We start from the raw sequence: 26,951 nt of genomic DNA, 5'->3' as shown, positions 1-26,951 counted from the left end.
CGCCACGTCCGGGTCCTGCCAGCGCCGCGGCGCCGTACTGCTTTCTTCATCAGGTCAGGTCTTCCGGCACGGTGCGGTAGCCCATCGGTGCCGAGGTATTGGCATGCACAAACTTGCGGGCATGGGCTTCGCGCATCGGCTTGAGCACGAACAGCGCCATGATCGCGGTCAGTGCCGCCATGCCGGAGGCCACCATGAAGACGGCATGCCAGCTGCCCGTGGCGGCCGTGATCACGCTGGAGAACGGCACCAGCAGCGCGGCAGTGCCCTTGGCGGTGTACAACAGGCCCGCATTGGTGGCGGCAAACTTAGGCCCGAAGGTGTCACCGCAGGTGGCAGGGAACAGGCTGTAGATCTCACCCCAGGCAAAGAACACCACGCCTGTCAGTATCACGAAGGCAACCGGGTGATGGCCGTACTTGGACAGCAGCAGGATGCCGATGGCCTCGACCCCGAAGGCAAAGAACATGGTGCGTTCACGGCCGATATGATCGGAGATCCAGCCGAAGAACGGGCGCGTCAGGCCATTGAGCACGCGGTCGATGGTCAGTGCGAAGGTCAGCGCCGGCAAGGTCAGGCCGAGGATAGAGATCGGTGCGTCGTGCAGGCCGAAGTCCTTGGCGATCGGGCCGAGCTGGGCGGTGGCCATCAGGCCGCCGGCCGCCATCATCACGAACATGGCGTACATGACCCAGAAGATCGGCGACTTCAGCACCTCGCGCGGCGACGCGTTGTAGGTTGCGGCAGCCTTCAGCGTGGACTTGACCTCGCTCAGGATCTTGGCCGACGGCGGGTACAGCACCATACCCAGGATGAACACGATCAGGCCCTGGCCAAGGCCGAACCACAGGAACGCGGCTTCATAGCCCGAAGTCTTGATCATGTTCGCGATGGGCACCACGGTCAGCGCGGAGCCCGCGCCGAAGCCGGCCGCGGTAATGCCCGCCGCCAGGCCCCGGCGATTGGGAAACCACTTCAGCGCGTTGCCCACGCAGGTGCCATACACCGCGCCCGCGCCCAGGCCGCCGATCGCCGCCGCGAAGTACAGCATAGGCAGCGAGGACGCCACCGAATTCAGTGCCCAGGCAATGGCGCACAGCAAGCCGCCGCCCACCACCACCGGACGCGGGCCGTACTTGTCGACCAGGTAGCCTTCGATCGGCACCAGCCAGGTTTCCGTCACAACGAAGATGGTAAAAGCCACCTGGATCGCGGTGCGGCCCCATTGGTATTTCTCGTCGATCGGGTTGACGAACAGCGTCCAGCCGTACTGCATGTTGGCGATCATCGCCATGCAGATCACGCCGAATACCAGTTGCACCCACGGCGACGCAAAGCGCGACGTGGACTCCCTCTGCTGCAATTCCATTGATGTCTCCTTATAGCGGCATGCCGCCAAGGTGGAAGATGGGCGCCTGTAGACGCCTCTGCGTGACTCTCAGTCGAAGAACAGCTGAGCCGTTCTAGTGCTATACGGTATGTGATATATCAGGTAAGTCAAGCGTATTCGTCGTGGCCCTGCAGCATTGCGTCGCGGTGCGTCACGCCTGACCAACCCGCGCTGCTGCCGGACTGGTGCGCACACCGCATCAATGACTGCCCCGATAACATCCGGAGTCCTTGGAAATCAAGCAGTTGCCTTGCGCCGGCACATCAATCGGCCGGCTGCCGGCATCCGCAAGAATGCCGGGGATCGCGCCCGGGAAAAACCGGGAAAACGATCAGTTGGGGAAAGTCCCTAGATGCATACATTAATGTCTGGTGACGCATGTATGAACTTGAGAACGATGACACAGGGGGCGTTCAGGCACTGCAGGGGAGTCGGGGCAGGCGGCGCAGGCAAGATTGCGCGCCGCGACCGCTGGCAGCGATCGGCAGGAAGATGGTGGCGGCCGCAGGTTCGCGCAGAACCCTGCCCCGCGCTCGCGGCAAATGCCGCAACTCAGGGACCAACCGTGTGACAGCAGGATGCTGCCTGATACTGCTACAAGGGATGCCGGCCGCTACAACCCTTGCCAAAGGCGCTGTTCAGCGCGAAAGGCGCATGGCGTCCGCGTGCCTTACGCGTAGGCCAGTTCACCGGCGGCGGGGACGATGCGCGACGGGCTGGCACGGCCCACGCCGTCGCTCTCCTGGTTGGAACCCAGGCCGGCGAAGCGACCATGCTCCTGCGCGGTCACGAGCACGTCCATCGGCAGGCGCGTGGCCAGCAGCGTGGTCACGCCGACACCGACAGCAATCAGGCCCAGGCCAAGAGCGAGAAGAAGAGCGACTTCCATTTGAAAACTCCAATAGCGTTGTGATCAGGAGTTTTCATTATATGCTGCGCCGCAGTATGTGTAAATATCCTGTATGTGATATATCAGTAGAAGCTTGCACTAATACAACAACGGACATTCAATGAGACGGTGGGCTCACACCAAGGTGGTTTCGCGATGGCTGACAGGCGGCTCCTGGTATTCCTGGCCGCGCAGGGCATCCCAGATGGCCGCGGCATTGGGCTTGAGCGACCGGCTCTTGCGCCGCACCAGCATGACCGTCGAGGTCACCTGCGGGCGCAGTGGCCGCATCACCGCCGCGGGATGCATGCCGCCAGCCTGTGCCCGCGACGGCAGCACGCCGATGCCCAGGCCCAGCGCCACCATGCCGAACACTGCCGCGAAATGACCGAGCAGCTGCAGCGAGCCCGCGCGCACGTGATAACTGCTGAGCGCCCTCTCCACCGCGGGCTGCATGCCGCTCTGCTGGTCCAGCGTCAGCACGCTGGCATCGCTCAGGTCGCCCCACCCCACCGTGTCGTGCTGGGCCAGTGGGTGCTTGGCGGGCAGCACGGCGTGATAGGCATCGACGCACAGCGGCTCGCAATAAAGGTCGTCGCCGGCGCGCGGATCGGTCGCGATGCCGAAATCCACCTCGCCGCTGCGCACGCTCTGCAACACCGACTCCTGCGAGCGATCCTTCAGGTGGATGGCAATCGCCGGCCACGCTTGCCGGCAGCCGGCCAGCCAGGTCGGCAGCGACATCGAACTGAGTACCGGGTCCGAGGCAATCTGCACCAGGCCCTGGCACGGGCGGCTGGCGCTCTGGCTGTCGCGCAGGGTCTGCTCCACTTCTTCGATCAGGTGGCAGATGCGCTGCGACAGGTGCTGGCCCGCATCGGTCAACTCCACCTGGCGCGTGGTGCGGTCGAACAGCCGCTGGTCGATTTCCTCTTCCAGCTCGCGCACGCTGCGGCTGACTGCCGACTGCGTCAGGCCCAGTTCAACTGCCGCGCGCGTAAAGCTCTTGTGCCGCGCCACCGCGGCAAAGGCCTTCAGTTGGGGAAGCGAGATATTCATGGCCTGCCCCCCTGCCCGGCGCCGGCGTGGCTGAGGCGAAGCCTGTCATCAGGCATGGCGGGGTGTCGTGGTGCACGCACCGTTGCGTTCAGTCCGGTCACGGTAGTCTCCTTTTATTTTTTTCGTGGCTGTAGGCAGCCATCGTTGTTATCGGCCATCCTTGTGGCCAGTGGCGGGCTCCTACGCAAATCGGAGTGCGGGATTCGGGGGCGAGGCATGCGGATCTGACAATTGATGCTACTTGAATCTAAGATCAGCACTGCATAAAGTTTTTTATCGTTTATATAATCAATCGTTTATACATCGCACGGGACGAGGATGAAGAACGCCACGCTGCGGCAACTGAAGGTCTTTGAGACCGTTGCCCGCCACATGAGCTTTTCACGCGCAGCCGAGGAACTGCACCTGACGCAGCCCGCGGTATCGACCCAGGTGCGGCAGCTGGAGCACCATGTGGGGCTGCCCCTGTTCGAGCAACTCGGCAAGAAGATCTACCTGACCCCGGCGGGGCATGAAATGCTGCATTACAGCCGCAGCATCATCCAGCAGTTCCGCGAGGCCGAAGACGCGATGTCACAGCTCAAGGGCATCTCCGGCGGCCGGCTCAATGTCGCGGTGATCAGCGCCGGCGACTACTTCTTTCCGCGCCTGCTGGCCGAATTCATGGACCGCCATGAAGGCGTGACGCTGAACCTGGCCGTGCACAACCGCGAGGAACTGCTGCACCAGCTGGCCGGCAACCTCACCGACCTGGCGGTGATGGTGCGCCCGCCCGAGGGCATGGACACCATCAACGAGGCCTTTGCCCCCCACCCCTATGTCATCGTGGCCGCGCCCAGCCATCCGCTGGTGGGCCAGCGCAATATCCCGCTTGCCGAGCTGGCGGATGAAGCATTCGTTTCACGCGAGAAAGGCTCTGATACCTGGAACTCGATGCAGGAAGGCTTTGCCGGCCGGCTGTCGAACCTGCGCATCGCCATGGAGATCAAGAGCACCGAGACCATCAAGCAGGCCGTGATCGCCAATATGGGTATCGCCTTCCTGTCCGCGCATACCGTCGGCCTTGAGTTGCAGGCCGGCAAGCTGGTGGTGCTGGATATCGAAGGCTTCCCGGTCATGCTCAACTGGTATGTGGTGCACCGCAAGAACAAGCGGCTGCCGCCGGTGGCGCTCGCGTTCAAGCAGTTCCTGATGGAGGAAGGGGCCGGGCTGATCGAGCGGATCACTGGCGTGGAAGGACTGATCCGCCTGAATGCATCCGCGAATACATAAACGATTACTTATGGTTTTGCTATGAAACTTTAATTATCGTAAATCGTTCAGCCTCCCTATGCTTGTCTCAACCCAACCGCCAGCGCGCATTCGAGGAGACCAGCATGAACCAAGTCCAGCAGGAAAGCCGCCACGCCGCCATCACCGTCGGCACTGACAACCAAGCCATTCCGCGCGAAACCCAGCTCGCGGCCTACAACGCGGCCTTCATCGAGCTGGGCCTGCGCTTCCGCTGGGACGCCGAAATGTATGAATGGCTGTGCGGCATCGAATGCGAGAAGGCGCGCGTGGCCCGCTATATCGAGGAACACCACGCACACCTGCTGGCCGCCTATGACGCCGCCTTCCTGAGCGGACTGATCTTCGAGAAGAAGAACGAATACCTGCGCGCGGTCGGCCATCTCAACTGAGCGGGTCCGATCGGTTCACGGCGAGGCGCGCGAGCGGCCTCGCTTTTTTTGTTTGTTCCGCAAGCCCCTCAGGCGAGGTCGGCCTCCTCTGCCTTGGCTGCCGGACGGACCAGCCGCCTGATGCGCTTGCGCGGCTTTTGCGCCGCGACCCAGAGGTCATATGCCATCTGCATGCCGCTCCACATCTCGCGGCTCGCGCCCAAGGCCTCTTCCAGGCGAATGGCGATGTCCGGCGTGATCGAGGAATGACCATTCAGGATGCGCGAGAGCGTTGCGCGCGTCACGCCGATGTGCTCGGCGAACGCCGTGATGGTCATATCGTCCATGCCATCGAGCCAGTCGGCCAGCACCGCGCCGGGGTGCGGCGGGTTGTGCATGCGCGTCATGATGATGTCCTTCAGTGGTAATCCTGGTAATCGACGACGATGACGTCGATGCCGTCGAACATGAATGTCAGCCGCCAGTTGCCATTGACGCTGACGGACCAGTGGCCGGACTTGTCGCCGCCCAACTGGTGCAGCTTCCAACCTGGCACCCCCATGTCCTGAGGTCTTGTGGCGTGATCCAGCGCACCGAGCTGATTGCGCAATCTCTGCGCGTGATGCGGCTGGATTCCCGCCTTGGAGCCAGTCTCGAAGAAGCGCCTGAGGCCCGCATGGGCGAAACTCTTGATCATCGATGTCCAGGTAGCAGAGTGTATAGCGTATAGATACGCTATACAAGCAATAGGAACTTGCTTGCGTTGCCGGGGACGGACTCTATCACCCGAATCACACTGGAATCCCTGTCGGCGGCTGCTTTTGAGCCATTACTCATTCCGCATCGGGGATGGGGGATAGCGATATACCTGCTGGCATGGATCCATTGCCATGCCGATGTGGGCGCAGTCGTCGTAAGATTCGGCATCAATCCTCACGCGCCGGCGCTTGCCTGGCTTGCCACCCGCTTCATGCCAACCCGACGCACCGACAAAGACTTCATCCAGGAACTGACCCGGCTGCTGAGCACCGAAGGCGTGTCCGTACTGACCATCGGCGAGATTGCCCAGCGCATGCGCTGCTCACGGCGGCGCCTGTATGAAATCGCGCCGACCAAGGAAGCACTGTTCGTCGGCATCTGCCGCGACGTGCTCGCGGAAAACCTGGAAAGGGGCTTTGCCGCGGCGCGCCGCGAAAGCGATGCGGCGCGGGCAGTATCCGCCTACCTGCATGCCGCGCTGAACACATCGGGACTGAGCAAGGCGGCACTGGCGGACCTGGATACGATCGACAGCGGCCGGGCGGTATTCGACGACTACCAGCTGGCGCGCGTGCGCGGGCTGGAGAGCCTGCTGGAGGCAGGCATGCGGCAAGGGCTGATGGCGCAGCACAATCCACGGCTGGTTTCCGAAGCAATCCTGGGCGCCGCGCAGCGCCTGCGCAACCAGCAGTTCCTGAAGGAAACCGGAATGAAGATCGGCGATGCCTTCAGCGAGTTCTACGAGATCATCCTGAATGGCCTGCTGTGCCGGCCGGAGGCCGGCGCGCGCACGTCCTAGCGGCGCGCCCGCGCGCGCTCACGCCACCTGCCGCTCCTGTCCGCCCCAGTAGCGGCCGCGGATGGCCTTGCGGTCGATCTTGCCCAGCGCGGTAAGCGGCAGCTCATCCACGAACACCACCTGCTTGGGCGCATTGACCACGCCCTTGTGCTGCGTCACGTGGGCGATCACGTCGCCCTCGGTGAGCGCGGCACCGGGCCGGGCCACGACCACGGCGGTGACCGCCTCGCCCCACTTGGCGTCGGGGATGCCGATCACCGCGGACATGGAGATGGCCGGGTGCAGCGCGAGGCAATGCTCCACCTCGCTCGGGTACACGTTGAAGCCGCCGCTGATGATCATGTCCTTGGCGCGGTCGACGATATAAAGGAAGCCCTCGCTGTCGCAGCGGGCCATGTCGCCGGTATGCAGCCAGTCGCCGGCAAAGACCTTGGCGTCTTCCTCGGGCCGGTTCAGGTAGCCCTCCATCACCAGCGGGCCGCGCACGCACAGCTCGCCGACCTCGCCCGGCGCAACCTCGCGCAGTTCGGGGTCCAGCAGCCTGACCTGGTTGCCAGGAATGACCTTGCCGCACGAGCGCAGGCGCTCGGGGTTGTCCGGATCGTGGTCGCGCTGGCTCAGGTAGCTGATGCACATCGGCACTTCCGCCTGGCCGTAGACCTGGCCGAACACAGGGCCGATGCGGCGCAGCGCGTCAGCCAGCCGCACCGGCGCGATCGGCGCCGCGCCGTAGAGCACCAGCTCCAGGCTGGACAGGTCGGCCGAGTCGAGGCCGTCGCAATCGAGCAGCCCATAGATCTGCGTGGGCACCAGGAAGGTCAGGTTGATGCGATGCTCGGCCACGCGGCGCAGGAAATCGACGGGGCTGAACTTGTCGCACAGGTAGATGGTGCCGCCGCGCAGCAGCGTCGGCAGGAACAGGCTGCCGGACGCGTGCGAGATCGGCGTGGTCACCAGGTAGCGTACCTGTGCCGGCCATTCGTAGCTGGCTAGCATGTACTGCAGCACCGTTACCGTGGTCCGGTGTGTATGCAGGATGCCCTTGGAACGGCCAGTGGTGCCACCGGTATAGGCCAGCCGGCTGATTTCCGTGGGATCGTCGCCGGGCACCACGGGCGCGTCGTCAAACGCAGCCGCCGCGCGCGCAAGGCCAGGTCCGAACTCGCCATCATCCAGCGGCAAGACCTGCAGGCCGGCGCCGGCCGCCAGCAAGCGCGCCCGCTCCGTGAAGCGGGCGTTGTCCACCACCAGCGCCCGCACCCCGGCATCCTGCAGCACGAAGGCGTGGTCCGCTTCCGACGCCATCGGATGCAGCGACACATTCTTCAGCCCCGCCAGTTGCGCGGCAATGATGGCCGCGACCGCTTCGGCGCGGTTGCCCACCAAAAAGGCCACGGCATCCTGGCGCGCCAGCCCACGGGCGGCGAACAGCCGCGCAATGCGAGCGCACTGCTGTGCCAGCGCCTCATAGCTCAGCGTGGTGTCGTCGCCGACGATGGCGGGTACGCCGGGCCGCGCGCGCAGTGCGGCCGCGTAGAGCTGGCCCACCGTCGCGCCGCCGTGAACCACCGCGGCAGCCGAAGCTTGACGGGTCATGTTGTCTCCTCGGATCTCTTCTTGTCAGGGCTCCCAATGTAGGAGCCATTCGGTACTCAGTCAACGCATTTGGTACCGAAAAGATCGCGGTCCGGCACGGCAAAGCGGCGCTCGAAGCGCTCGCTGGCCACCTACTCGGGAAAACTCGGGGGGAGAAACGAAACATGCACGGCCGCGCTGGCTGGAGCCGCCGCGCAAGCAGGAAAAGGCCAGGAGCGGAGCCTGGCCACCGGGCTGCCACGCTGGCGGCCGGCCCGGAATGACGAAGAAGGCTAGCGCCTCAGGCCTGTTCCTTGACCTGGTTTTCCAGCTCCACCAGCCGCTTTTTCAGCGCCCGCTCCTCCTGGAAGCGCACGGTCTCGTCGCGGATCACGGCGACGATGCCGGTTATGTTGCCGCCGGCATCCTTGAGCAGCGCCACGGTGAAGGCGATCGACATGGACTTGCCGTCCTTGTCTACGGCGGGCACCTTGAGCAGGTCGTGGCCATAGCGGGTAATGCCGGTCGCCATGGTCTTGTCGTAGCCCTCCCAGTGCCGCCCGCGCAGGCGCTCCGGGATGATCAGGTCGAGCGACTGGCCCATGGCCTCGGCCTGGGTAAAGCCGAACATGCGCTCGGCGGCGGGGTTCCACAGCGTGATGGCGCCCTTGGCGTCTGAGATGATGATGGCGTCGCCGATGGCGGACACCAGTTGCGCGTGGTCGATCTGGTCTGTCATGGGGATTCCCTCTCGTTATCACCAGCGCCGGTCAGTGCCGGCCCGTCGTTGCCATCAAGGTAGCCTGCCACAGGGCGGCGCTGCAAGCAAAAACGCCGGGGCCCGCTGTGCGCGAGGCCCCGGCGTACGCACCGGCACACGTGCCGGCGGGCAGCGTCAGATCACCTGGGACTCGCGCAGGCGCTTGATGTCTTCCGCACCGTAGCCCAGGCCGGCCAGCACCTCGTCGCTATGCTCGCCCAGCAGCGGCGACCCGGTGATCTCCGGCTTCAGGTCGGAGAACTTGATCGGGCTGCCCACCGTCAGGTAGGTGCCACGCTCCTTGTGCGGCACCTCGGCGATGCTGCCGCTGGCGCGCAGCGACGGATCGTCGGCGATCTCCTTCATCGACAGCACCGGCGAGCACGGGATGTCGAACTTGCGCAGGATGTCGACCGCCTCGTACTTGGTCTTGTCGGCCAGCCATTCCTCGATGGTGTTGAAGATATCGAAGATATGCGGCTGGCGCGCCTTGGCCGTGGCGTAGTTGGGATCGGAGATCCATTCCGGCTTGCCCAGCGCCTTGCAGATCGGCTCCCACGCATGGCCCTGGATGGTGAAGTAGATATAGGCGTTGGGGTCGGTCTCCCAGCCCTTGCACTTCAGCACCCAGCCCGGCTGGCCGCCGCCGCCCGCGTTGCCGCCGCGCGGCACCACGTCGCTGAAGCTGCCGTGCGGATACTGCGGGTACTCTTCCAGGTAGCCCAGGCGGTCCAGGCGCTGCTGGTCGCGCAGCTTGACGCGGCACAGGTTCAGCACCGCATCCTGCATCGACACGGCCACCTTCTGGCCCTTGCCGGTCTTGTCGCGGCCGATCAGCGCGGTCAGGATGCCGATGGCCAGGTGCATGCCGGTGTTGGAATCGCCCAGCGCCGCGGCAGACACCGTCGGCGGGCCGTCCCAGAAGCCGGTGGTCGAGGCCGCGCCGCCGGCGCACTGGGCCACGTTCTCATAGACCTTCAGGTCCTCATAGTGGTGGCCGTCGCTGAAGCCCTTGACCGAAGCCACGATCATCTTCGGGTTCAGCTCGTTGATGCGCTCCCACGAGAAGCCCATGCGGTCCAGCGCGCCCGGGCCGAAGTTCTCGACCAGCACGTCCGATTCGCGGATCAGCTGTTCCAGGATCTTCTTGCCTTCGGGCTTCTTGGTATCCAGCGTCAGGCTGCGCTTGTTGCTGTTGAGCATGGTGAAGTACAGCGCATCGACATCCGGGATGTCGCGCAGCTGGGTACGCGTCACGTCGCCGGAACCGGGGCGCTCGACCTTGATCACGTCGGCGCCGAACCAGGCGAGAAGCTGCGTGCAGGCGGGACCGGCCTGGACGTGCGTGAAGTCGATGATCTTGATGCCGTTGAGTGGGAGGTTCACTTTCGTTCTCCTATTGGATCAGAGGGGTGAAATTCGGGCGAATTACTTCTTGGCCGAGCTTTGCGGATTCAGATTGGTCAGACGACCGCTTTCGGTGCCCGCAGCCGGGTCGATGACGGCATTGACCAGCGTGGGCTTGCCCGACCGCAGGGCTTCGTTCACCGCAGCTTCGAGTTCCGCCGGCGTGGTGACGTTGTGACCGACGCCACCGAACGCTTCCATCATCTTGTCGTAGCGCGCGCCCGGGACGAACGTCGTGACCGCCGGATCCTGGCCGCCGGTCGGATTCACGTCGATACCCTTGTAGACGCCGTTGTTGTTGAAAATGACGATGCAGACCGGCAGGTTGTAACGGCAGATCGTCTCGACTTCCATGCCCGAGAAACCGAACGCACTGTCACCGCACAGCGCCAGCACCGGCTTGCTGGTCTCGACCGCCGCGGCGACCGCATAGCCCATGCCCACGCCCATCACGCCCCAGGTACCCACGTCCAGGCGCTTGCGCGGCTCGTACATGTCGATCACGGCACGGGCGTAGTCCAGCGTGTTGGCGCCTTCGTTGACGAACGAGATGCCAGGGTTGGCCTTGACCACATCCTTCAGCACGTTCAGCGCGCCGTGGAAGTTCATCGGCGAGACATCCTTGGCCTTGGCCAGGGTCTCGGCCATCTTCGCCAGGTTCTTGTCCTTGCGTTCGTCCACCGCGTTCAGCCACTCGGCGCCCGGCTTGGCAAAGTCGTTGCCGACCTTATCGAGGATTGCCGACACGCACGAACCAATGTCACCCACTACCGGCGCGGCGATGGCAACGTTGCTGTCCATCTCGGTCGGCGCGATGTCGATCTGGATGAACTGCTTCGGACCACCCCAGGTCTTGCCCTTGCCGTGCGACAGCAGCCAGTTCAGGCGCGCGCCGACCAGCAACACCACGTCAGCTTCAGCCAGCACATACGAGCGTGCGGCCGAGGCCGATTGCGGGTGCGTATCGGGCAGCAGGCCCTTGGCCATCGACATCGGCAGGTACGGAATGCCCGTCTTCTCGACCAGCGTGCGGATATCCGCGTCGGCGCGTGCGTACGCGGCACCCTTGCCCAGCAGGATCAGCGGGCGCTTGGCGTTCTTCAGCAGCGCGACGGCACGGTCGACCGAGTCCGGTGCAGGCAGTTGGCGCGGGGCCGGATCCACCACCTTGATCAGCGACTTGCGGCCCTTCTCGGCTTCCATCGACTGGCCCAGCAGCTTGGCCGGCAGGTCCAGGTACACACCGCCCGGGCGGCCCGACACGGCGGCACGAATGGCACGCGCGATACCGACACCAATGTCTTCAGCGTGCAGCACGCGGAAGGCAGCCTTGGCGTGCGGACGGGCGATGGCCAGCTGGTCCATCTCTTCGTAGTCACCCTGCTGCAAGTCGACGATCTCGCGCTCGCTCGAGCCGCTGATCAGGATCATCGGGAAACAGTTGGTGGTCGCATGCGCCAGCGCCGTCAGCCCGTTCAGGAAGCCGGGCGCAGACACGGTCAGGCAAACGCCCGGCTTTTGCGTGAGAAAGCCGGCAATCGCTGCTGCGTTGCCTGCGTTCTGCTCGTGACGGAAGCTGATGACGCGCATGCCGTTGGCCTGCGCCAGACGAGCCAGATCGGTGACCGGAATGCCGGGCAGGCCGTAGATGTTTTCGATGCCGTTCAGCTTCAGCGCGTCGATGACCAGATGAAAACCATCGGTCTGTGCCTGATGTTCTTCCGTGGCGTGACGCTGCAGCTCGTTTCCGACTTCTGCCATGGTTGCTTCCTTATATACAAATTGACTGGGGTTGGAATTCCTTTATTTCAGGGTGTCTTCCGCGGCGGTGCTCCCGACCCGCTTGGCTTCGACGACTTCGGACATGTCTTGGTCTCCTCGTTGAATTCTTTACGGGGCGGGGCTCTCTCGCCTTCTCGCCCGTCACTAGTTGCTACCCGTTTGCCTTACGGCGCCCGATCGTTTCAGCTGATCTTGATGACATACGGTATGTGATATATCAGAACGACGCAAGAAGAATTTCCACTAAGACTTCAACTTTCGTCGGTGCAGCGCAGCAATCTTGCAGGCAACTACGGCCAAATCAGCGTAATTCCTGAAAGCGCGCCATTCATGCGCAATCGACACAGAATTCCAGGCCATGTCGAAGCCTGGAAATCATCTGGCTCACGCATTCAGATATATTACATACCACACTTCCAGCGGCCATATGGCCCTCTGGAACACACTGCCACGCACTGACATCACCTGTGACACCAGCGCGCCCACTAATAGGAATGGTCTGACCTCGCACCGAAGCCCGGCAGACTTCGCCGGGCTCCCTGCCTCTTCACCCTGGGATTAATCCCCCTGACGCGGCGACATGCCAGCCAGGAACGCCGCGTCGGACACGCGCACTGCCTCGGCGTGCCCGGTGATAAAGCGCCTGCGCATGGGCGCCAGGAATACCTTGGCCGAGATCCCTGCCGCGATCGTCACCACGGCCGCTACCGAGAACACGGCTCCCCAGCCACCATACGCCGACAGGAGCGATGCGAGCGGCACCACCATCGCCGCCGTGCCCTTCGCCGTGTACAGGGTGCCCGCATTGGCTGCCGCGAACTTGCTGCCGAAGGTATCGGCGCACAAGGCCGGGAAGATCGAGAAGATCTCGCCCCAGAACAGGAAGGTCAGCGCGGCGAAGAACATGAACCAGTAAGGGTTGTGGCCCATCTGCATCAGCCCGAGCAGCGCCAGCCCCTCGCCGATAAAGATCACGAACATGGTGTTCTCGCGCCCGAACCTGTCCGACAGGAAGCCGCACAAGGGCCGCGTAAAGCCATTGCACATATTGTCGATCGACAAGGTCATGGTCAGCAGCGGCAGGGTCATGCCCAGCATCGTCACCGGCATCGACGCGAAGCCGAAGTCCTTGGCGATGGGCCCGAGCTGCGCCGTCGCCATGATCCCGCCCGCCGCCACTGCGACAAAGCTCACGTAGATCAGCCAGAACACCGGCGTCTTCACCATCTGCCCCGGCGAGAACTCGACCGGGTTGGTCAGCACCGCCTTGGCCGCCACCGCACCCTTGGGCGCCTTGGGCTTCACCAGCAGCAATGCCAGCACGAAGATGCACACGCCCTGCAGGATGCCGAAGGTCAGGAAGGCCTTTTCATAGCCCGAGCTCTGGATCATGTTGGCGATGGGGATCACCGTGATCGCCGAGCCCGCGCCGAAGCCCGCCGCCGTCAGGCCTGCCGCGAGGCCGCGCTTGTCCGGGAACCACTTCAGCGCATTGCCGACGCAGGTTCCGTAGACACCGCCCGCGCCGATGCCGGCAATCACAGCGGCCGCATAGAGCTCCGGCAGCGTGGTCGCATAGGCATTCATCACCCATGCCAGTCCGGCACAGATCGCCCCGCCGGCCACGACCGGGCGCGGGCCGAACTTGTCCACCAGCCAGCCTTCCAGCGGCACCAGCCAGGTTTCCGTCACGATGAAAATGGAGAATGCCACCTGGATGGCGGACGTGCCCCAGTGATGCTTGGCGTCCATCGGTGACACGAAGAGGGTCCAGCCGTACTGCAAATTCGCCACCAGCCCCATGCACACCACGCCGATTGCTAGCTGGATCCAACGGTTCTGCAGCCCGCGCCCGTTCACGTTGCCGTGACCGGCCAGGGCCGCTGCTTCAAATTGCGCCATTTTTCTGTCTCCTGGTACTGTTTGCTTGTGCCTCGACGGGCACATCAGGGCCGTATGGGTTGCCCATCTCACAACTGGACCGGCGCCTGGCATTGCGGCACATGAAGTCGTGAATTCATGCTACATCAAGCTTAATTTGAGTGTCCTTAAAGTTTTTTATCATATCTATTCACGATCATTTATATATAGCGGAACTGGCATGAATCGCCTCGCGGACATGCGCCGCAGTTTGTCTATGGCTCGGTACGCGGAGAGCATGTTCTGGCAATAAAGCCACCGTCGCCCCGGCAAACGCAACGACGACGGTGGCTTCATGGCCGCCGGAAAGGCGTCAGGAACGGATCTCTTGCCCGGACGCGCACCTCAGGCCGGCGCTTGCTCCAGTTGCCTCAGCAAGGCATCGACACTGCCCTTGGCGTCGCCGAACCACATCCGCGTGTTGTCCTTGTAGAACAGCGGGTTGTCCACGCCGGCGTAACCCGCCGCCATGCTGCGCTTGGACACCACCACGGTGCGCGCCTTCCACACCTCCAGCACCGGCATGCCGGCAATGGGACTGCCGGGGTCTTCCAGCGCGCCGGGGTTGACGATGTCGTTGGCGCCCACCACCAGCACCACGTCAGCCTTCTCGAAGTCGTCGTTGATCTCTTCCATCTCCAGCACGATGTCGTACGGCACGCGCGCCTCGGCCAGCAGCACGTTCATGTGCCCTGGCAGCCGGCCCGCCACCGGGTGGATGCCGAAGCGCACGTTGATCCCCTGCGCCCGCAGCCGCCGCGCGATCTCGCTGATGGTGCCCTGCGCCTGCGCCACCGCCATGCCGTAGCCCGGTACGATGATCACCTCGCTGGCGTCCTTGAGCAGGTTGCCGACTTCCTCGCTGGACACCGGCAGCACCTCGCCCTGCTCTGTCGCCGCGCCCTGCGCCTGCACCGCGCCGAAGCCGCCCAGGATCACCGACAGGAACTTGCGGTTCATCGCCTTGCACATGATGTAGCTGAGGATGGCGCCGCTCGATCCCACCAGCGCGCCGGTGATGATCAGCAGGTCGTTGCCCAGCATGAAGCCGGTGGCCGCCGCGGCCCAGCCTGAGTAGCTGTTGAGCATCGACACCACCACCGGCATATCGGCGCCGCCGATGGCCAGCACCAGGTGCGCGCCGACTAGCAGCGCGATCACCGTCATCGCCGCCAGCGGCACCAGCCCCTGCTGCGCGTCGGGCGCGCTCAGGAAGGCATAGCCCAGCCACAGGCAAACCAGCAGCGCGATGGCATTCAAGGCATGCCGGCCCGGCAGCAGCATCGGCTTGCCGCCCATGGTGCCCTGCAACTTCAGGAAGGCGATGATCGAGCCCGTGAACGTGACCGCGCCGATCAGGATGCCGAGGTAGGTCTCCACTTCATGGATGGCCTTCTCCGCGCCGGTCAGCACGTGCGTATCCAGGTAGTTGGCGTAACCCACCAGCACCGCGGCCAGGCCGACGAAGCTGTGCAGCACCGCCACCAGCTGCGGCATCTGCGTCATTTCCACGCGCTTGGCCAGCATCGCACCGGCGATGCCGCCCACCAGCATCGCGCCGATGATGATGGCGATGCCGTCCGGGCTGCCCGCCAGCACGGTGGTCAGCACCGCGATCGCCATGCCGGCGATGCCCAGCAGGTTGCCGCGGCGCGCGGTGTCGGGGTGGCTCAGGCCGCTCAGGCTGAGGATGAAGAGCGCACTGGCGCCCAGGTAAGCGATATTGCTGATTCCGGATGGCATCCCTGTCTCCCCCTCTAGTCCCGCTGGAACATCTTGAGCATTCGCTGAGTCACCAGGAAGCCACCGGCAATATTGATCGTGGCCACCAGCACCGCGCAGCCGGCAATCACCGCCGTCACCAGCGACGGCTTGCCCAGTTGCACCAGCGCCCCCACCACGATGATTCCGCTGATGGCATTGGTCACGCTCATCAGCGGCGTATGCAGCGCGGCGGTGACGTTCCACACCACCTGGTAGCCGACAAAGATCGCCAGCACGAACACCGTGAAGTGCGCCATGAAGGCCGGCGGTGCGACCGCGCCCAGGCCCAGCAGCGCAGCCGCCACGATGGCCAGCGCAACCAGCGTCGCACCAGTGCGGCTGCGCGGCGGCTCGGCCTCTGCGTGCACCGGCGGCGTGGCGGCCGGCGCCTGTTGCTGCGGGATCGCCACCGTCAGCGGCGGCGGCGGCCAGGTCACCACGCCCTGGTGCAACACCGTCGCGCCGCGGATCATCTCGTCGTCCATGTCGACCACGAGTTGGCCGTCCTTGCCCGGCGTAAGTTCGGTGAGCAGGTGGCGGATATTGGTGCCATAGAGCTGGCTCGCCTGCGCGGCCATGCGGCTGGGCAGGTCGGTGTAGCCGATGATGGTGACGCCGTTCTGCCGCACCGCCTCGCCCGGCACGGTCAGCTCGCAGTTGCCGCCCTGCTCCGCGGCCAGGTCCACTACCACGCTGCCGGCGCGCATCAGGCCCACCGTGCCGGCCTCGAGCAGCTTGGGCGCGGGCTTGCCCGGGATCAGCGCGGTGGTGATGATGATGTCCACCTCGCGCGCCTGCTCCGCAAAGAGGCGCATCTCGGCTTCAATGAAGGCCGGGCTCATCTCCTTGGCGTAGCCGCCGCTGCCGCTGCCGTCCTCTTCGATCTCGACGGTCAGGAATTCCGCGCCCAGGCTTTCGATCTGCTGGCGCACCACCGGCCGCGTATCGAAGGCGCGCACCACCGCGCCCAGGCTGCGCGCCGCGCCGATCGCCGCCAGCCCCGCCACGCCCGCGCCGATCACCAGCACGCGCGCCGGCGGGATCTTGCCCGCGGCCGTGATCTGTCCGGCGAAGGGCCGCCCGAACGCATGCGCGGCCTCGATCACCGCGCGGTAGCCCGCCATATTGGCCATCGAGCTGAGCGCGTCCAGCTTTTGCGCGCGCGAGATGCGCGGCACGCAGTCCATCGCCAGCACCGTCGCGCCGCGCTGCGCCAGGCGCTCCAGCATCGCCATCTGCTGCGCCGGCCAGACAAAGCCGATCAGCGTGGCGTGCTTCTTCAGCAGCGCCGCCTCTTCCACGCCCAGGCCGGGATGACCCTGCGGCGGGCGCACCTTGATTACCACGTCCACCGAGGCCCACAGGCTGGCCGCGTCGACAATGGCCGCACCGGCGGCGCGGTAGTCATCGTCGGAGAACGAGGCCTCCTGGCCGGCGCCGGTCTCCACCGCCACCTGGTAGCCCAGCTTGAGCAGTTCCCTGACCGAGTCAGGCGTGGCGGCAACGCGCCGCTCGCCCGGGTGGACCTCGCGTGGCACACCGATCGTCATTGGCATGGCATTCACCATTTGATAGAAAGAATCAGGCGCCGGCTCAGCCGCGCACGTGGTTGACCAGCGAGCCGATGCCCGCGATCGCCACCTCGACCACCGCGCCGTCCTTCATCGACCCCACGCCGATCGAGGTGCCGCACGCAATCACGTCGCCAGGCATCAGCGTCAGGTCCTGCGAGATGCGGCTGACCTGTTCCTCGGGCGAAAAGATCATGTCCGACAGCGGGTAGTTCTGGCGCTCGACGCCATCGAGCCGCGTGATGACGCTGGCGGCTTTCCAGTTGAAGCCGGTGACGATGGCCGGGCCGATGCAGCCGAAGGTGTCGAAGCCCTTGGCGCGCGTCCACTGCGGGAAACTGGGATCCGCCGTGATCAGTTCGGCCGCGGTCACATCGTTGACGACGGTGTAGCCGAAGATATGCGCGCCAGCCTCAGCCACCGATACATTGCGCGCCTTCCTGCCGATCACGATGCCCAACTCGCCTTCATAAACAATCTTGCCGTCGTAGCTCTTGGGGCGCAGCACCGCATCGCCCGGGCCGGCCAGCGACGAGGCCGGCTTGAGCAGGAACAGCGGGTGCGTGGGAACCGGCTTTTCCAGCTTGCGCGCGAGCGCATGGAAGTTGTTCCACAGCGCGATCACCTTGCCTGGCGCGCAGGGCGCGAGCAGTGTCAGCGACGCGCGGTCATGCACGGCCCCCGTGGGGGTGGGCTCGTCAAAAATGTCGCCGTCATATTCGACGACGCGGTTACCGTCGGCGCCATCAATGCGGCCATGGCCGATGCAGCCGTCGGCGCGGCGAAAACGTATCCAGGTTTGCACAGCATGCTCCTTGCGCAGGCAAAGGGGGGCCCTGCCTGCTCCGATGTCGGTTACAGGATCTTGGAAGAAACGGGAATGCGGGCGGCGCGCGCCCCGGATCGTCATTCCCGCACAGGCGGGAATGACGTCAGGCTTGCGTCATACCGCGCCAGCCAGCTTCATCGCAGCGATCTGCGCGGGCGAGCGCCCCAGCCACTCGAGGATCTCTTCGGTATGCTCGCCCAGCAGCGGCGAGCGCTCGATCTCCACCGGCGATGCGGACAGCGTGATCGGGCAGCCCAGCTGCACGTAGTTGCCGCGCTGCGGGTGCTCCAGCTCCACCAGGTAGCCGCGCTGGTACAGCGACTCGTCCTCGATCAGGTCCTTCATCGACAGGATCGGGCCGCACGGCACATCGACCTCGTTGAGCGCGGCCATCACGTCGAACTTGCTGCGGCCGCCGGTCCATTTCTCGATCACGGCAAAGCAGTCGGCCAGGTGCTTGAGGCGCGCTTCGGGCGTGGCGTAGTCGGGGTTGGTGATCAGGTCCTCGCGCCCGCACAGGCGCATCAGCGGCTCCCAGCCCTGCGGCTGGATGATGACGTAGACATAGTCGTTGGGGCCGCCCGGCGCGCAGCGCAGCGCCGCACCCGGCTGGCCGCCGCCCGAGGCATTGCCCGCGCGCGGCACGTGGTCGCCGAAATCTTCGTTCGGGTACTCGCGCAGCGGGCCGTTGGACAGGCGCTGCTGATCGCGCAGCTTGACCCGGCACAGGTTCAGCACCGCGTCCTGCATCGCCACCTCCACGCGCTGGCCGCGGCCAGTGTGCTCGCGCTGCAGCAGCGCGGCCAGGATGCCGACCACGCAATGCACGCCCGTGCCCGAATCGCCGATCTGCGCACCGGTCACGGTAGGCACGCCTTCGGCATCGCCCGTAGTGGAGGCCGAGCCGCCCATGCACTGCGCCACGTTCTCATACGCCTTGCAGTCCGCGTACGGCCCCGGGCCGAAGCCCTTGATCGAGGCATAGACCAGCCGCGGGTTCAGGTCCTGCAGGTGGTCCCAGTCAAAGCCGGCGCGCGCCAGCACGCCCGGCCCGAAGTTCTCGATCAGCACGTCGCTGCGCTGGATCAGGTCCTCGAGCAGCGCCTTGCCTTCGGGCGTCTTCATGTTCAGCGTCAGGCTGCGCTTGTTGCTGTTGAGCATGGTGAAGTACAGGCTGTCGGCGTTGGGTACGTCGCGCAGCTGGCTGCGGGTGATGTCCCCGCGCCCCGGCATTTCCACCTTGATCACGTCCGCGCCCAGCCACGCCATCAGCTGCGTGGCCGAGGGGCCCGCCTGGACGTGGGTCATGTCCAGGATGCGAACACCTTGCAGTGCCTTGGTTTCCATTTCGAATGTCTCCTCGGGCGATGGTTTTAACTCCTTGATGACATACGGTATGTGATATATCAGAAGAGAGCAAGAGGAGTTACGTAGATGTGGCGGAAATTTCTACGGTGCGATGCAGCAATTGACAAGTTTTGGCTGCAGATCTGGAGTGGAGGTGGGGGGACTCAGTGAAAACCCGGGGTAGTTAGGGGATGCCTTTTTCGCATTGATATATCACATACCATAAAGTGGAATGCTTGTTGGGTTGGGTATGTAGGTCGGGTTTCCTGTTGTCGTAGGATTAACCGCCTGGTTCCGCCCTGCTGGGCGGGTCACTGTCTGTCCGAGCGACAGAAAGTAACCAAAGAGCGCGTCGCCTCTGGCGGCTGGCCACCAATTTGGCGGCGGGGGTGATTCGGGCGGTGGTGCTTGCTGTTTGGCGTGTTGCCCGTTCGAGCCTGCTACGCACCCTGTAAGGTGCCTACGTCGACGGACTATTGGACGAACCCGACTTTAGGCTATTGGCAGCCTGCTAACGAGGTCATCGGTGGGACGCCTACGGCTGCGCTGCGCGCACTCAGTATCGTAGGTCGAAGGCACTNAAGGCGTCCCACCGACGCGGTACTTAGCAGGCTGCCAACCGCCTAAAGTCGGGTTCGTCCAATAGTCCGTCGATGTGGGCACAGACAGGGTGCGTAGCAGGCTCGAACGGCCAACCACGCCAAACGGCAAGCACCGCCGCCCGAACCACCAACGCCGTGGAATGGATGGCCAGCCGCCAGAGGCGACGCGCTTTTTGGTTACTTTTTGTCGCTCGGACAAAAAGTGACCCGCCCAGCAGGGCGGAACCAGGCGATTAATCCTACGACAACATGGAACCCGCCCTACGTACCCAAGCAGGCCAACGACCAGGAAGCCCACCGGCTACACCGGCGCCCCCCCTCTCGCTTCAATCAAGAAAATCGCAATGCCTTTCCACATAATCAGCCAAGTCCAGCGAATGCTGCCGCACCAGCCGCTCGGCCAACTCCGTATCCCGCTTCTCCAGCGCCTCAATGATGCGCAGATGGTCAACGATCGAACGCGCCGCCCGATCACTCTGCGAGATCGTCATCTTCCGGATCGCCCGCACATGGATAAAGATATTGCGGATCGTGTCCATGATGATGTGCGACTTGGACAGCTGCACGATCGCCTGGTGGAACGCGATATTGGCGTCGGAATACTCTTCGATATGCTCGGCCGGGGTGGAGTCGCGGAAGCTGTCGAACATGCTGCGCAGCTGCGCGATCTCGGCATCGGTGGCGTTCTGGGTGGCCAGCCGCGCCGCCATGCTTTCGAGCGCGGCCCACATCTGGATCATCTCAACGATCTCGCGCTTGGTCTTGCGCATGATGTAGATGCCGCGCCGGGGCACGGTGCGCAGGAAGCCTTCCTGTTCCAGCAGCGTCATGGCCTCGCGGATGGGCGTGCGGCTTACGCCCATGGCCTCGCTCAGCACCCGTTCATCCAGCCGGATCTCGTCGTGCGACTGGTAGATGTCGGCGTCGGCGATGGCCTGGCGCAGCATGGCGTAGGCCTGGTCGCGCAGGCTGGCGCCGGCGTTGATCGGTTGCACGGACAAGGCCAGCCCGTTGGGCTGGACGATGGATTGGCTTTGCGCAGACATGAATGAGCTCGTGTGAGACCAGCGGCAAGGCGGCCGGAATGGCTGCCCTCCGCATTCCCGCACAGCTTAGCAAAAACGCCTGACCCATTATGAAAACGCATCAAACAATGCGCTGTCCTCATGCATCGGCACAGTAGCGGTGCGCGGTCTGTCGTATATGGTATATCACTATCGCCCTGCCCTCTCGCTTCGCAAGCCAGGCATGCGCAATGTTTGCGCGCCTGGCGTGCGCCAGGGGACACCTGAGCCGTCGGTGCCCCCAGCCCGTCAGGCGGCCAGCTTTGCCATCGCGTCGCGCTGCTTGATCAGCCCCAGCACGGCGTCGCACATCGGCGTGGGCTGGCTGATCAGCCGGCCCATTTCCTGCACCACGGTCAGCAGCGGGTCGATTTCCATGGCCCGCCCGGCCTCCAGGTCCTGCAGCATCGAGGTCTTGTGCGCGCCCACGGCGCCGGCGCCGTCGATACGCCGCTCCACGTCGACACGGAATTTCACGCCGAAGCGCTCGGCGATGCCTTGCGCTTCCACCATCATCTGCCGCGACAGCGCGCGCGTGGCCGGGTCGGCGGTGATGACGTCCAGCGTGGCATGGGTAAGCGCGCTGATCGGGTTGAAGCACAGGTTGCCCCACAGCTTGAGCCAGATCTCGTCGCGGATGTTGTCCCGCACCGGGGCTTCCAGGTCGGCGGCCATCATCATCTCGCTCAGCCGGGTCACACGCGTGGAGCGGCTGCCGTCCGGCTCGCCCAGCGGAAACTTCTTGCCGTAGACATGCTTGATCACGCCGGGCGCGATGATTTCAGCCGCGGGATAGACCACGCACCCGATCGCCCGCTCCGGCCCCAGGCCCTTCCACTGGCGCCCGCCGGGATCGACGCTTTCCAGCGTGCTGCCGGCCAGCTCGCCGCCATGCTTGTAGAAATACCAGTACGGGATACCGTTGACGCCGGTCACGACCGCGGTTTCCGGCCCCAGCAGCGGCTGCATCTGATCCACCACGCCCGGCACGGAATGCGCCTTGAGGGTGATGAACACATAGTCCTGGTGCCCGAGTTCGCGCGGATCGCTGGTGCAGCGCACCTTGGCCACGCGCTCTTCGCCGTCGATCAACAGCCTGACGCCGTGTTCCTGCATCGCCGCGAGGTGCGGGCCGCGAGCGACGAAGCTGACCTCCGCGCCCGCGCGCGCCAGTTGCGCGCCGACATAGCCGCCGATGGCGCCCGCGCCGTAGATACACACTTTCATTGCTGTCTCCTTGATGGCTCGATTGGATGTTTTGATATATCACATACTATATTCCATGAGGGCACATAGCAACCTCGGCAAGCGCGCTTTATCTTTCCGGATCACACTGCGGCGCCAAGCGGCGCTGCGCTAACATGACGCCTGCATGTGTCGCCGGGGGATCACCGCCGGGCACCAGCCTTGCAAACCTCAGATTGCAAACCCGACACCCGGAGCCCTCATGGAAGCGTCGTTGGCATTGCTGCAGGACCCCGCCGCCTGGGCGGCACTGGCCACGCTGGTGGCGATGGAAATCGTGCTGGGGATCGACAACCTGATCTTCATCTCGATCCTGACCAACAAGCTGCCTGAAGCGATGCGTGAGAAGGCGCGCAAGATCGGCATCAGCCTGGCGCTGGTGATGCGCCTGGGCCTGCTGGCCACCATCGCCTTTATCGTCAAGCTCACCGCGCCGGTGTTCACGATCCTGGGCCAGGGGCTGTCGTGGCGCGACATCATCCTGATTGCCGGCGGTGCCTTCCTGGTCTGGAAGGCCACGCGCGAAATCCACCACCATGTCTCGGCCGACGAAGATGCCGAGGAAGGCGGCACGGCCAAGGCGGTGCAGAGCTTTGCCTCGGCCATCGGCCAGATCCTGGTGCTGGACCTGGTGTTCTCGATCGATAGCATCATCACCGCGGTCGGCATGACCGAGCATGTGCAGATCATGTTCGTGGCGGTGATCGCCGCGGTGATGGCAATGCTGTTCGCAGCCACGCCGCTGGCCAACTTCATCAACCGCAACCCGACCATCGTGATGCTGGCGCTGGCCTTCCTGATGATGATCGGCATGACGCTGGTCGCGGAGGGCCTCGGCACCCATGTGCCCAAGGGCTATATCTATACGGCGATGGCGTTCTCGGCCGCAGTGGAGGGGCTGAACATGCTGGCGCGGCAACGGCGGCAGCGGCGCCGGGCCGGGCAGGCGCACTGATGTGCCGCGGCGGCCGCTTGCAGCGGGAACTGCAGGCGGGCCGCCTGTAACAGAGGGTGTCCGAACTTTTCCCGGGCAGCGGCGTCTCTTACAGTTCTGCACAACCCCGGACAAATAAAAGGACGCTCTCGCCACATGATGAACCGCCGAACCCTGCTGGTCTCCGCCACTGCCTCGGCCGCGCTTGCCGCGCTGGGCATTACCCCATCGGTGCTGGCAGCCAGCCGGATCAAGCTCGGCGACGCGCAGCCGTTCGGTTTCGATGCCCTGATCGACCGCGCCCGCGCGCTGGCCGCCAAGCCCTACGCACCACCCTCGTCGCCGCCCGCAGACGTGCTGTCGCGCATCGACTACGACGCCCACGGCAAGATCCGCTTCCGCACCGACGACGCGCTCTTTGCCAGCGGTCCGGGTCAGTTCCCGGTGACCTTCTTCCACCTCGGCACCTACTTCCGCACCCCGGTGCGCATGCACGTGATCGAGCGCGCCAAGGACGGCCCCGGCAAGGCCCGCGAGATCGTCTACGACGACGCCTACTTCGACATGCCGGCCGACAGCCCCGCGCACAAGCTGCCGCCGGGCAGCGGCTTTGCCGGTTTCCGCTTCCAGGAAAGCCGCCTGGGCGACCAGAAGACGCGCGACTGGCGCAAGAACGACTGGGTCGCCTTCCTGGGCGCGTCGTATTTCCGCGCCATCGGCGACCTGTATCAGTACGGCATGTCCGCGCGCGGCATTGCCATCGACGTGGCCGAAGCGGGCAAGCAGGAAGAATTCCCGGCCTTCACCCACTTCTGGTTCGAGACGCCCGAGGGCAACACCGATACCGTCACCGTCTATGCCCTGCTGGACGGCCCCAGCATCGCCGGCGCCTACCGCTTCGTGATGCAGCGTGGCAAGGCGGTGATCATGGACGTGGAATGCGCGCTGTTCCTGCGCAAGGACGTGGCGCGGCTGGGGCTGGCGCCGCTGACCTCGATGTACTGGTTCTCGGAAAGCATCAAGGGCACCGCCGTCGACTGGCGCCCCGAGGTGCACGACTCCGACGGCCTGGCATTGTGGAACGGCGCCGGCGAGCATATCTGGCGCCCGCTGAACAACCCGCCGCAGACCACGGCCTCGGCCTTCTCCGACGAGAACCCGAAGGGCTTCGGCCTGCTGCAGCGCGACCGCCTGTTCGACCACTACCAGGACGGCGTCAACTACGAACGCCGCCCCAGCCTGTGGGTCGAGCCGCGCGACGGCTGGGGCGCCGGTTCGGTGCAGCTGGTGGAGTTGCGCACCGACGACGAGATCCACGACAACATCGTCGCCATGTGGGTGCCCAAGGCCCCGGCCAAGGCCGGCAGCACCTACCGCCTGCGCTACCGGCTGCACTGGCAGGCCGACGAGCCCTATCCTTCGCCGCTGGCGCGCTGCGTGGCCACGCGCCTGGGCAACGGCGGCCAGCCCGGCCAGCCGCGGCCCAAGGGCGTGCGCAAGTTCATGGTCGAGTTCAAGGGCGTGCCGCTGGAGAAACTGCCCTTCGGCGTCAAACCCGAAGCCGTGCTGACCGCCTCGCGCGGCACCTTCTCCTATGTCTTCACTGAGGCCGTGCCCAATGGCGTGCCCGGCCACTGGCGCGCCCAGTTCGACCTGACCGCCGACGGCACCCAGCCGGTCGATATCCGCCTGTTCCTGCGCCTGAACGGCAAGCCGCTGTCGGAAACCTGGCTGTACCAGTACCACGCCTTCCAGTCGCCGGCGGGCTGAGGCGCCGGGCCTGGCGTGGGCGGGCCCTTTACCCCATATTGCGACGCCGTGATGTCAGGCGCGCACGAGCGGGTATGATGGCTGGCTACGACAGTCCAACTGCATCAGCCAGCCTCACATGATTTCTCAAGAGTTCGCAGGGGCCGCCGAAGGCGGCCAGGCCGCATCGCTCCCGCGCTCGGAGCGCGCCTACCAGCAGCTGCGCGCCGCCATCCAGGCCGGCCGGCTGGCCCCCGGCACCCGGCTGCGCGAGGTGGAACTGGCTGAAACCCTGGGCCTGTCGCGCACGCCGGTGCGTGAAGCGCTGTCCAGGCTGGAGTCCGAAGGGCTGGTCGTCAACGAGCCCAACCGCGGCATGATGGTCACCCAGCTCGACGCCAGCATGGTCAGCGAGCTATACGTGATGCGCGAAGTGCTGGAAGGCACCGCGGCCGCGCTGGCCGCGCGCCACGCCACCGACGTCGAGATCTCGCTGCTGCGCGATATCGTCGAGCGCGACCTGGCCATCGCCGACGACCCCGACCGGCTCGCGCTGAACAACCGGCTCTTCCACGAAACCCTGCACCGCTGCGCCCACAACCGCTACCTGCTGAAGACGCTGCGCTCGCTGCATGAGTCGATGGCGCTGCTCGGACGCACCACGCTGGCGGTGCCGGGGCGCGCGCGCAGCTCCTACGAGGAACACATCTCGCTGGTCGAGGCACTGGAAAAACGCGACCCGGCGCTGGCCGAGCAGATCGCGCGGCGGCATATCCAGCAGGCCTACAAGGTGCGGCTGTCGCTCTGGATCCAGGAGCAGTCGGGCAGCTGAGGCCCCGGCAGACAAAAAGCGCTGGCAAGTCTTGTGAAAGTTGCTCACAAGGCACGCACTCGTCGCGCACAAAATAAAACCGGCCGCGTTCCGCCCGGACGGGCGCACGTATGGCCGGTTCTACAACGCAGCCCGTGACGGGCCGCAACTACTATGCTGCAAGCAGCACTTTAGCCGTTGGCGTAAGCCACCTTGGCCTTGCGGGCCTGGATCTGCAGGCGCTCGATCACGTTCTGGACGAAGGCAATGGCGCGCTTCACGTCGTGGGCGAAGCCCAGGCTTTGCGTACCGAGTTCACGTTCGATCAGTTCGCGTTCGAGTTGGTCAGTCAGCTTGATGTCGGATTGGGTGTTCATGGCGTCCTTCCTTTAGGGATTACCCTTATGGGGTTTTCCCTTATTGTAGCAAAGAAATTGCCGCAATGCAGCATTAGGTGAAAGTACGTATGCGGGAGCGGTGCGAAGCTGAAGTGAGGACACCAGCCAAAGGATGTCGCAAACGACACGCTATGCCCTGTCAAAAAAAACGACACGCTTTGCCTTATGAAAGGCCTAGATATGGTCATGAAAGCACTTTTTGATCATATCGGCCGCTTCCATGACGCCATATCGTGGAGGGAGAATCAAATACTCTCTGACACGATGGTAAGTCGGAGAGTAGCCATCTGCGATGGCCTTGCGCCCCGCCTCCCGCACCAACCTCTCCAGTTCGTCTAACCGAATTTGCGCCTGTGTCCGCCGTTGGTAACTTCTCACCCCTTGGCAGAGCTCCCACACCGCAGAATGCTTTTCCCAAAGATACTTAGCAGACACACCAAGACGCTTGCTTAGCATTTCTCCGGAGACGACAGTGTGGCCGCCATTACACAACTCCCGATAAGCTTCCAGTACCTCCAGAGAAACGAATTGAAGACGGCTGCCGTGAGGGGGCCATTATCATGAAGCTGTCCCCACGGGATGGATCTGGAAGCCAAGGGCAGTCGCGCGGCGCCGTAGCGCGGCGATGCTGCGCTG

The 26,951-nt window shown here is 64.5% G+C and carries 23 protein-coding genes; 6 read left to right on the top strand and 17 right to left on the bottom strand.

The window, feature by feature from the left end; genetic code table 11:
- Window positions 1–49: 49 nt before the first annotated feature.
- From oxlT (DN412_RS27925) to DN412_RS27915, 3 genes are all read right to left on the bottom strand, one after another.
- On the bottom strand, window positions 50–1,369 hold the full coding sequence (oxlT, locus tag DN412_RS27925; protein ID WP_115214531.1) for an oxalate/formate MFS antiporter: 1,320 nt from the start codon (window positions 1,367–1,369) through the stop codon (window positions 50–52).
- Window positions 1,370–2,060: 691 nt separating this feature from the next.
- Window positions 2,061–2,279, bottom strand: a complete 219-nt coding sequence (locus tag DN412_RS27920) for a hypothetical protein (protein ID WP_078200419.1) — start codon at window positions 2,277–2,279, stop codon at window positions 2,061–2,063.
- A 135-nt stretch (window positions 2,280–2,414) separates the two neighbouring features.
- On the bottom strand, window positions 2,415–3,338 hold the full coding sequence (locus DN412_RS27915; RefSeq protein ID WP_115214530.1) for a LysR family transcriptional regulator: 924 nt from the start codon (window positions 3,336–3,338) through the stop codon (window positions 2,415–2,417).
- Between the two features lie 318 nt (window positions 3,339–3,656).
- On the opposite strand from DN412_RS27915, the gene DN412_RS27910 reads away from it, so the two are divergent.
- Window positions 3,657–4,610 (top strand): LysR family transcriptional regulator, encoded by a 954-nt coding sequence (locus DN412_RS27910; protein ID WP_115214529.1) that lies wholly within the window; start codon window positions 3,657–3,659, stop codon window positions 4,608–4,610.
- Window positions 4,611–4,714: 104 nt separating this feature from the next.
- The gene (locus DN412_RS27905) at window positions 4,715–5,020 is read left to right on the top strand and encodes an HAD family hydrolase (protein WP_115214528.1); all 306 of its coding nucleotides are present in this window, start codon (window positions 4,715–4,717) and stop codon (window positions 5,018–5,020) included.
- 68 nt (window positions 5,021–5,088) lie between these two features.
- Here the strand turns inward: DN412_RS27905 and DN412_RS27900 are convergent, their stop codons facing one another.
- Window positions 5,089–5,406, bottom strand: a complete 318-nt coding sequence (locus DN412_RS27900) for a HigA family addiction module antitoxin (RefSeq protein ID WP_078200423.1) — start codon at window positions 5,404–5,406, stop codon at window positions 5,089–5,091.
- A gap of 11 nt (window positions 5,407–5,417) precedes the next feature.
- On the bottom strand, window positions 5,418–5,696 hold the full coding sequence (locus DN412_RS27895) for a type II toxin-antitoxin system RelE/ParE family toxin (RefSeq protein WP_115214527.1): 279 nt from the start codon (window positions 5,694–5,696) through the stop codon (window positions 5,418–5,420).
- Between the two features lie 57 nt (window positions 5,697–5,753).
- On the opposite strand from DN412_RS27895, the gene DN412_RS27890 reads away from it, so the two are divergent.
- Window positions 5,754–6,557, top strand: coding sequence for a TetR/AcrR family transcriptional regulator (locus DN412_RS27890; protein WP_244222809.1), 804 nt, complete (start codon window positions 5,754–5,756; stop codon window positions 6,555–6,557).
- Window positions 6,558–6,575: 18 nt separating this feature from the next.
- Here DN412_RS27890 and DN412_RS27885 read toward each other — a convergent pair whose 3' ends face one another.
- The 11 genes from DN412_RS27885 to DN412_RS27835 all read right to left on the bottom strand — a co-directional run bounded on the left by DN412_RS27885 (window position 6,576) and on the right by DN412_RS27835 (window position 22,405).
- A complete protein-coding gene (locus DN412_RS27885; RefSeq protein WP_115214526.1) occupies window positions 6,576–8,153 on the bottom strand; it encodes an AMP-binding protein in 1,578 nt (525 codons plus the stop codon).
- A 280-nt stretch (window positions 8,154–8,433) separates the two neighbouring features.
- Complete coding sequence (locus DN412_RS27880) at window positions 8,434–8,871, bottom strand: PAS domain-containing protein (protein WP_115214525.1); 438 nt, start codon at window positions 8,869–8,871, stop codon at window positions 8,434–8,436.
- 156 nt (window positions 8,872–9,027) lie between these two features.
- Complete coding sequence (frc, locus tag DN412_RS27875) at window positions 9,028–10,278, bottom strand: formyl-CoA transferase (protein ID WP_115214524.1); 1,251 nt, start codon at window positions 10,276–10,278, stop codon at window positions 9,028–9,030.
- Between the two features lie 42 nt (window positions 10,279–10,320).
- Complete coding sequence (oxc, locus tag DN412_RS27870) at window positions 10,321–12,060, bottom strand: oxalyl-CoA decarboxylase (RefSeq protein ID WP_115214523.1); 1,740 nt, start codon at window positions 12,058–12,060, stop codon at window positions 10,321–10,323.
- A 579-nt stretch (window positions 12,061–12,639) separates the two neighbouring features.
- The gene (gene oxlT / locus DN412_RS27865; protein ID WP_115214522.1) at window positions 12,640–13,983 is read right to left on the bottom strand and encodes an oxalate/formate MFS antiporter; all 1,344 of its coding nucleotides are present in this window, start codon (window positions 13,981–13,983) and stop codon (window positions 12,640–12,642) included.
- A 363-nt stretch (window positions 13,984–14,346) separates the two neighbouring features.
- Entirely contained in the window at window positions 14,347–15,744 is a 1,398-nt protein-coding gene (gene pntB / locus DN412_RS27860) for a Re/Si-specific NAD(P)(+) transhydrogenase subunit beta (protein ID WP_115214521.1), read from the bottom strand.
- A 14-nt stretch (window positions 15,745–15,758) separates the two neighbouring features.
- Window positions 15,759–17,321: a Re/Si-specific NAD(P)(+) transhydrogenase subunit alpha gene (locus DN412_RS27855; RefSeq protein ID WP_115214555.1), complete on the bottom strand. Its 1,563-nt coding sequence runs from the start codon at window positions 17,319–17,321 to the stop codon at window positions 15,759–15,761.
- Between the two features lie 37 nt (window positions 17,322–17,358).
- Window positions 17,359–18,141, bottom strand: coding sequence for a fumarylacetoacetate hydrolase family protein (locus DN412_RS27850; RefSeq protein ID WP_115214520.1), 783 nt, complete (start codon window positions 18,139–18,141; stop codon window positions 17,359–17,361).
- Window positions 18,142–18,279: 138 nt separating this feature from the next.
- Window positions 18,280–19,512 (bottom strand): formyl-CoA transferase, encoded by a 1,233-nt coding sequence (frc, locus tag DN412_RS27845; protein WP_115214519.1) that lies wholly within the window; start codon window positions 19,510–19,512, stop codon window positions 18,280–18,282.
- Between the two features lie 928 nt (window positions 19,513–20,440).
- Window positions 20,441–21,160 (bottom strand): GntR family transcriptional regulator, encoded by a 720-nt coding sequence (locus tag DN412_RS27840; protein WP_115214518.1) that lies wholly within the window; start codon window positions 21,158–21,160, stop codon window positions 20,441–20,443.
- A 267-nt stretch (window positions 21,161–21,427) separates the two neighbouring features.
- Window positions 21,428–22,405, bottom strand: coding sequence for a 2-dehydropantoate 2-reductase (locus tag DN412_RS27835; RefSeq protein WP_078200434.1), 978 nt, complete (start codon window positions 22,403–22,405; stop codon window positions 21,428–21,430).
- A gap of 220 nt (window positions 22,406–22,625) precedes the next feature.
- Between DN412_RS27835 and DN412_RS27830 the strand changes: the two genes are divergently transcribed.
- From DN412_RS27830 to DN412_RS27820, 3 genes are all read left to right on the top strand, one after another.
- Entirely contained in the window at window positions 22,626–23,378 is a 753-nt protein-coding gene (locus DN412_RS27830) for a TerC family protein (protein WP_115214517.1), read from the top strand.
- A gap of 135 nt (window positions 23,379–23,513) precedes the next feature.
- Window positions 23,514–25,127, top strand: coding sequence for an OpgD/OpgG family glucan biosynthesis protein (locus DN412_RS27825; protein WP_115214516.1), 1,614 nt, complete (start codon window positions 23,514–23,516; stop codon window positions 25,125–25,127).
- Window positions 25,128–25,245: 118 nt separating this feature from the next.
- Window positions 25,246–25,938 (top strand): GntR family transcriptional regulator, encoded by a 693-nt coding sequence (locus DN412_RS27820; protein ID WP_115214515.1) that lies wholly within the window; start codon window positions 25,246–25,248, stop codon window positions 25,936–25,938.
- A gap of 170 nt (window positions 25,939–26,108) precedes the next feature.
- Here DN412_RS27820 and DN412_RS27815 read toward each other — a convergent pair whose 3' ends face one another.
- Window positions 26,109–26,294, bottom strand: coding sequence for a hypothetical protein (locus tag DN412_RS27815; protein ID WP_078200438.1), 186 nt, complete (start codon window positions 26,292–26,294; stop codon window positions 26,109–26,111).
- Window positions 26,295–26,951: the final 657 nt, after the last annotated feature.

Origin of the sequence: Cupriavidus lacunae (assembly GCF_003353055.1) — a bacterium.
GTDB classification, from domain to species: Bacteria; Pseudomonadota; Gammaproteobacteria; order Burkholderiales; family Burkholderiaceae; genus Cupriavidus; species Cupriavidus lacunae.
Note: the sequence above shows the minus strand (reverse complement) of the source record. Positions and strands in the feature narration are given on the sequence as shown.

Excerpts from the sequence above, each read along its gene's own strand:
- oxlT (WP_115214531.1), bottom strand. The coding sequence starts at position 1,369 with ATGGAATTGCAGCAGAGGGAGTCCACGTCGCGCTTTGCGTCGCCGTGG.
- DN412_RS27920 (WP_078200419.1), bottom strand. The coding sequence starts at position 2,279 with ATGGAAGTCGCTCTTCTTCTCGCTCTTGGCCTGGGCCTGATTGCTGTC.
- DN412_RS27915 (WP_115214530.1), bottom strand. The coding sequence starts at position 3,338 with ATGAATATCTCGCTTCCCCAACTGAAGGCCTTTGCCGCGGTGGCGCGG.
- DN412_RS27910 (WP_115214529.1), top strand. The coding sequence starts at position 3,657 with ATGAAGAACGCCACGCTGCGGCAACTGAAGGTCTTTGAGACCGTTGCC.
- DN412_RS27905 (WP_115214528.1), top strand. The coding sequence starts at position 4,715 with ATGAACCAAGTCCAGCAGGAAAGCCGCCACGCCGCCATCACCGTCGGC.
- DN412_RS27900 (WP_078200423.1), bottom strand. The coding sequence starts at position 5,406 with ATGACGCGCATGCACAACCCGCCGCACCCCGGCGCGGTGCTGGCCGAC.
- DN412_RS27895 (WP_115214527.1), bottom strand. The coding sequence starts at position 5,696 with ATGATCAAGAGTTTCGCCCATGCGGGCCTCAGGCGCTTCTTCGAGACT.
- DN412_RS27885 (WP_115214526.1), bottom strand. The coding sequence starts at position 8,153 with ATGACCCGTCAAGCTTCGGCTGCCGCGGTGGTTCACGGCGGCGCGACG.
- DN412_RS27880 (WP_115214525.1), bottom strand. The coding sequence starts at position 8,871 with ATGACAGACCAGATCGACCACGCGCAACTGGTGTCCGCCATCGGCGAC.
- oxc (WP_115214523.1), bottom strand. The coding sequence starts at position 12,060 with ATGGCAGAAGTCGGAAACGAGCTGCAGCGTCACGCCACGGAAGAACAT.
- oxlT (WP_115214522.1), bottom strand. The coding sequence starts at position 13,983 with ATGGCGCAATTTGAAGCAGCGGCCCTGGCCGGTCACGGCAACGTGAAC.
- pntB (WP_115214521.1), bottom strand. The coding sequence starts at position 15,744 with ATGCCATCCGGAATCAGCAATATCGCTTACCTGGGCGCCAGTGCGCTC.
- DN412_RS27855 (WP_115214555.1), bottom strand. The coding sequence starts at position 17,321 with ATGCCAATGACGATCGGTGTGCCACGCGAGGTCCACCCGGGCGAGCGG.
- frc (WP_115214519.1), bottom strand. The coding sequence starts at position 19,512 with ATGGAAACCAAGGCACTGCAAGGTGTTCGCATCCTGGACATGACCCAC.
- DN412_RS27840 (WP_115214518.1), bottom strand. The coding sequence starts at position 21,160 with ATGTCTGCGCAAAGCCAATCCATCGTCCAGCCCAACGGGCTGGCCTTG.
- DN412_RS27835 (WP_078200434.1), bottom strand. The coding sequence starts at position 22,405 with ATGAAAGTGTGTATCTACGGCGCGGGCGCCATCGGCGGCTATGTCGGC.
- DN412_RS27830 (WP_115214517.1), top strand. The coding sequence starts at position 22,626 with ATGGAAGCGTCGTTGGCATTGCTGCAGGACCCCGCCGCCTGGGCGGCA.
- DN412_RS27825 (WP_115214516.1), top strand. The coding sequence starts at position 23,514 with ATGATGAACCGCCGAACCCTGCTGGTCTCCGCCACTGCCTCGGCCGCG.
- DN412_RS27820 (WP_115214515.1), top strand. The coding sequence starts at position 25,246 with ATGATTTCTCAAGAGTTCGCAGGGGCCGCCGAAGGCGGCCAGGCCGCA.
- DN412_RS27815 (WP_078200438.1), bottom strand. The coding sequence starts at position 26,294 with ATGAACACCCAATCCGACATCAAGCTGACTGACCAACTCGAACGCGAA.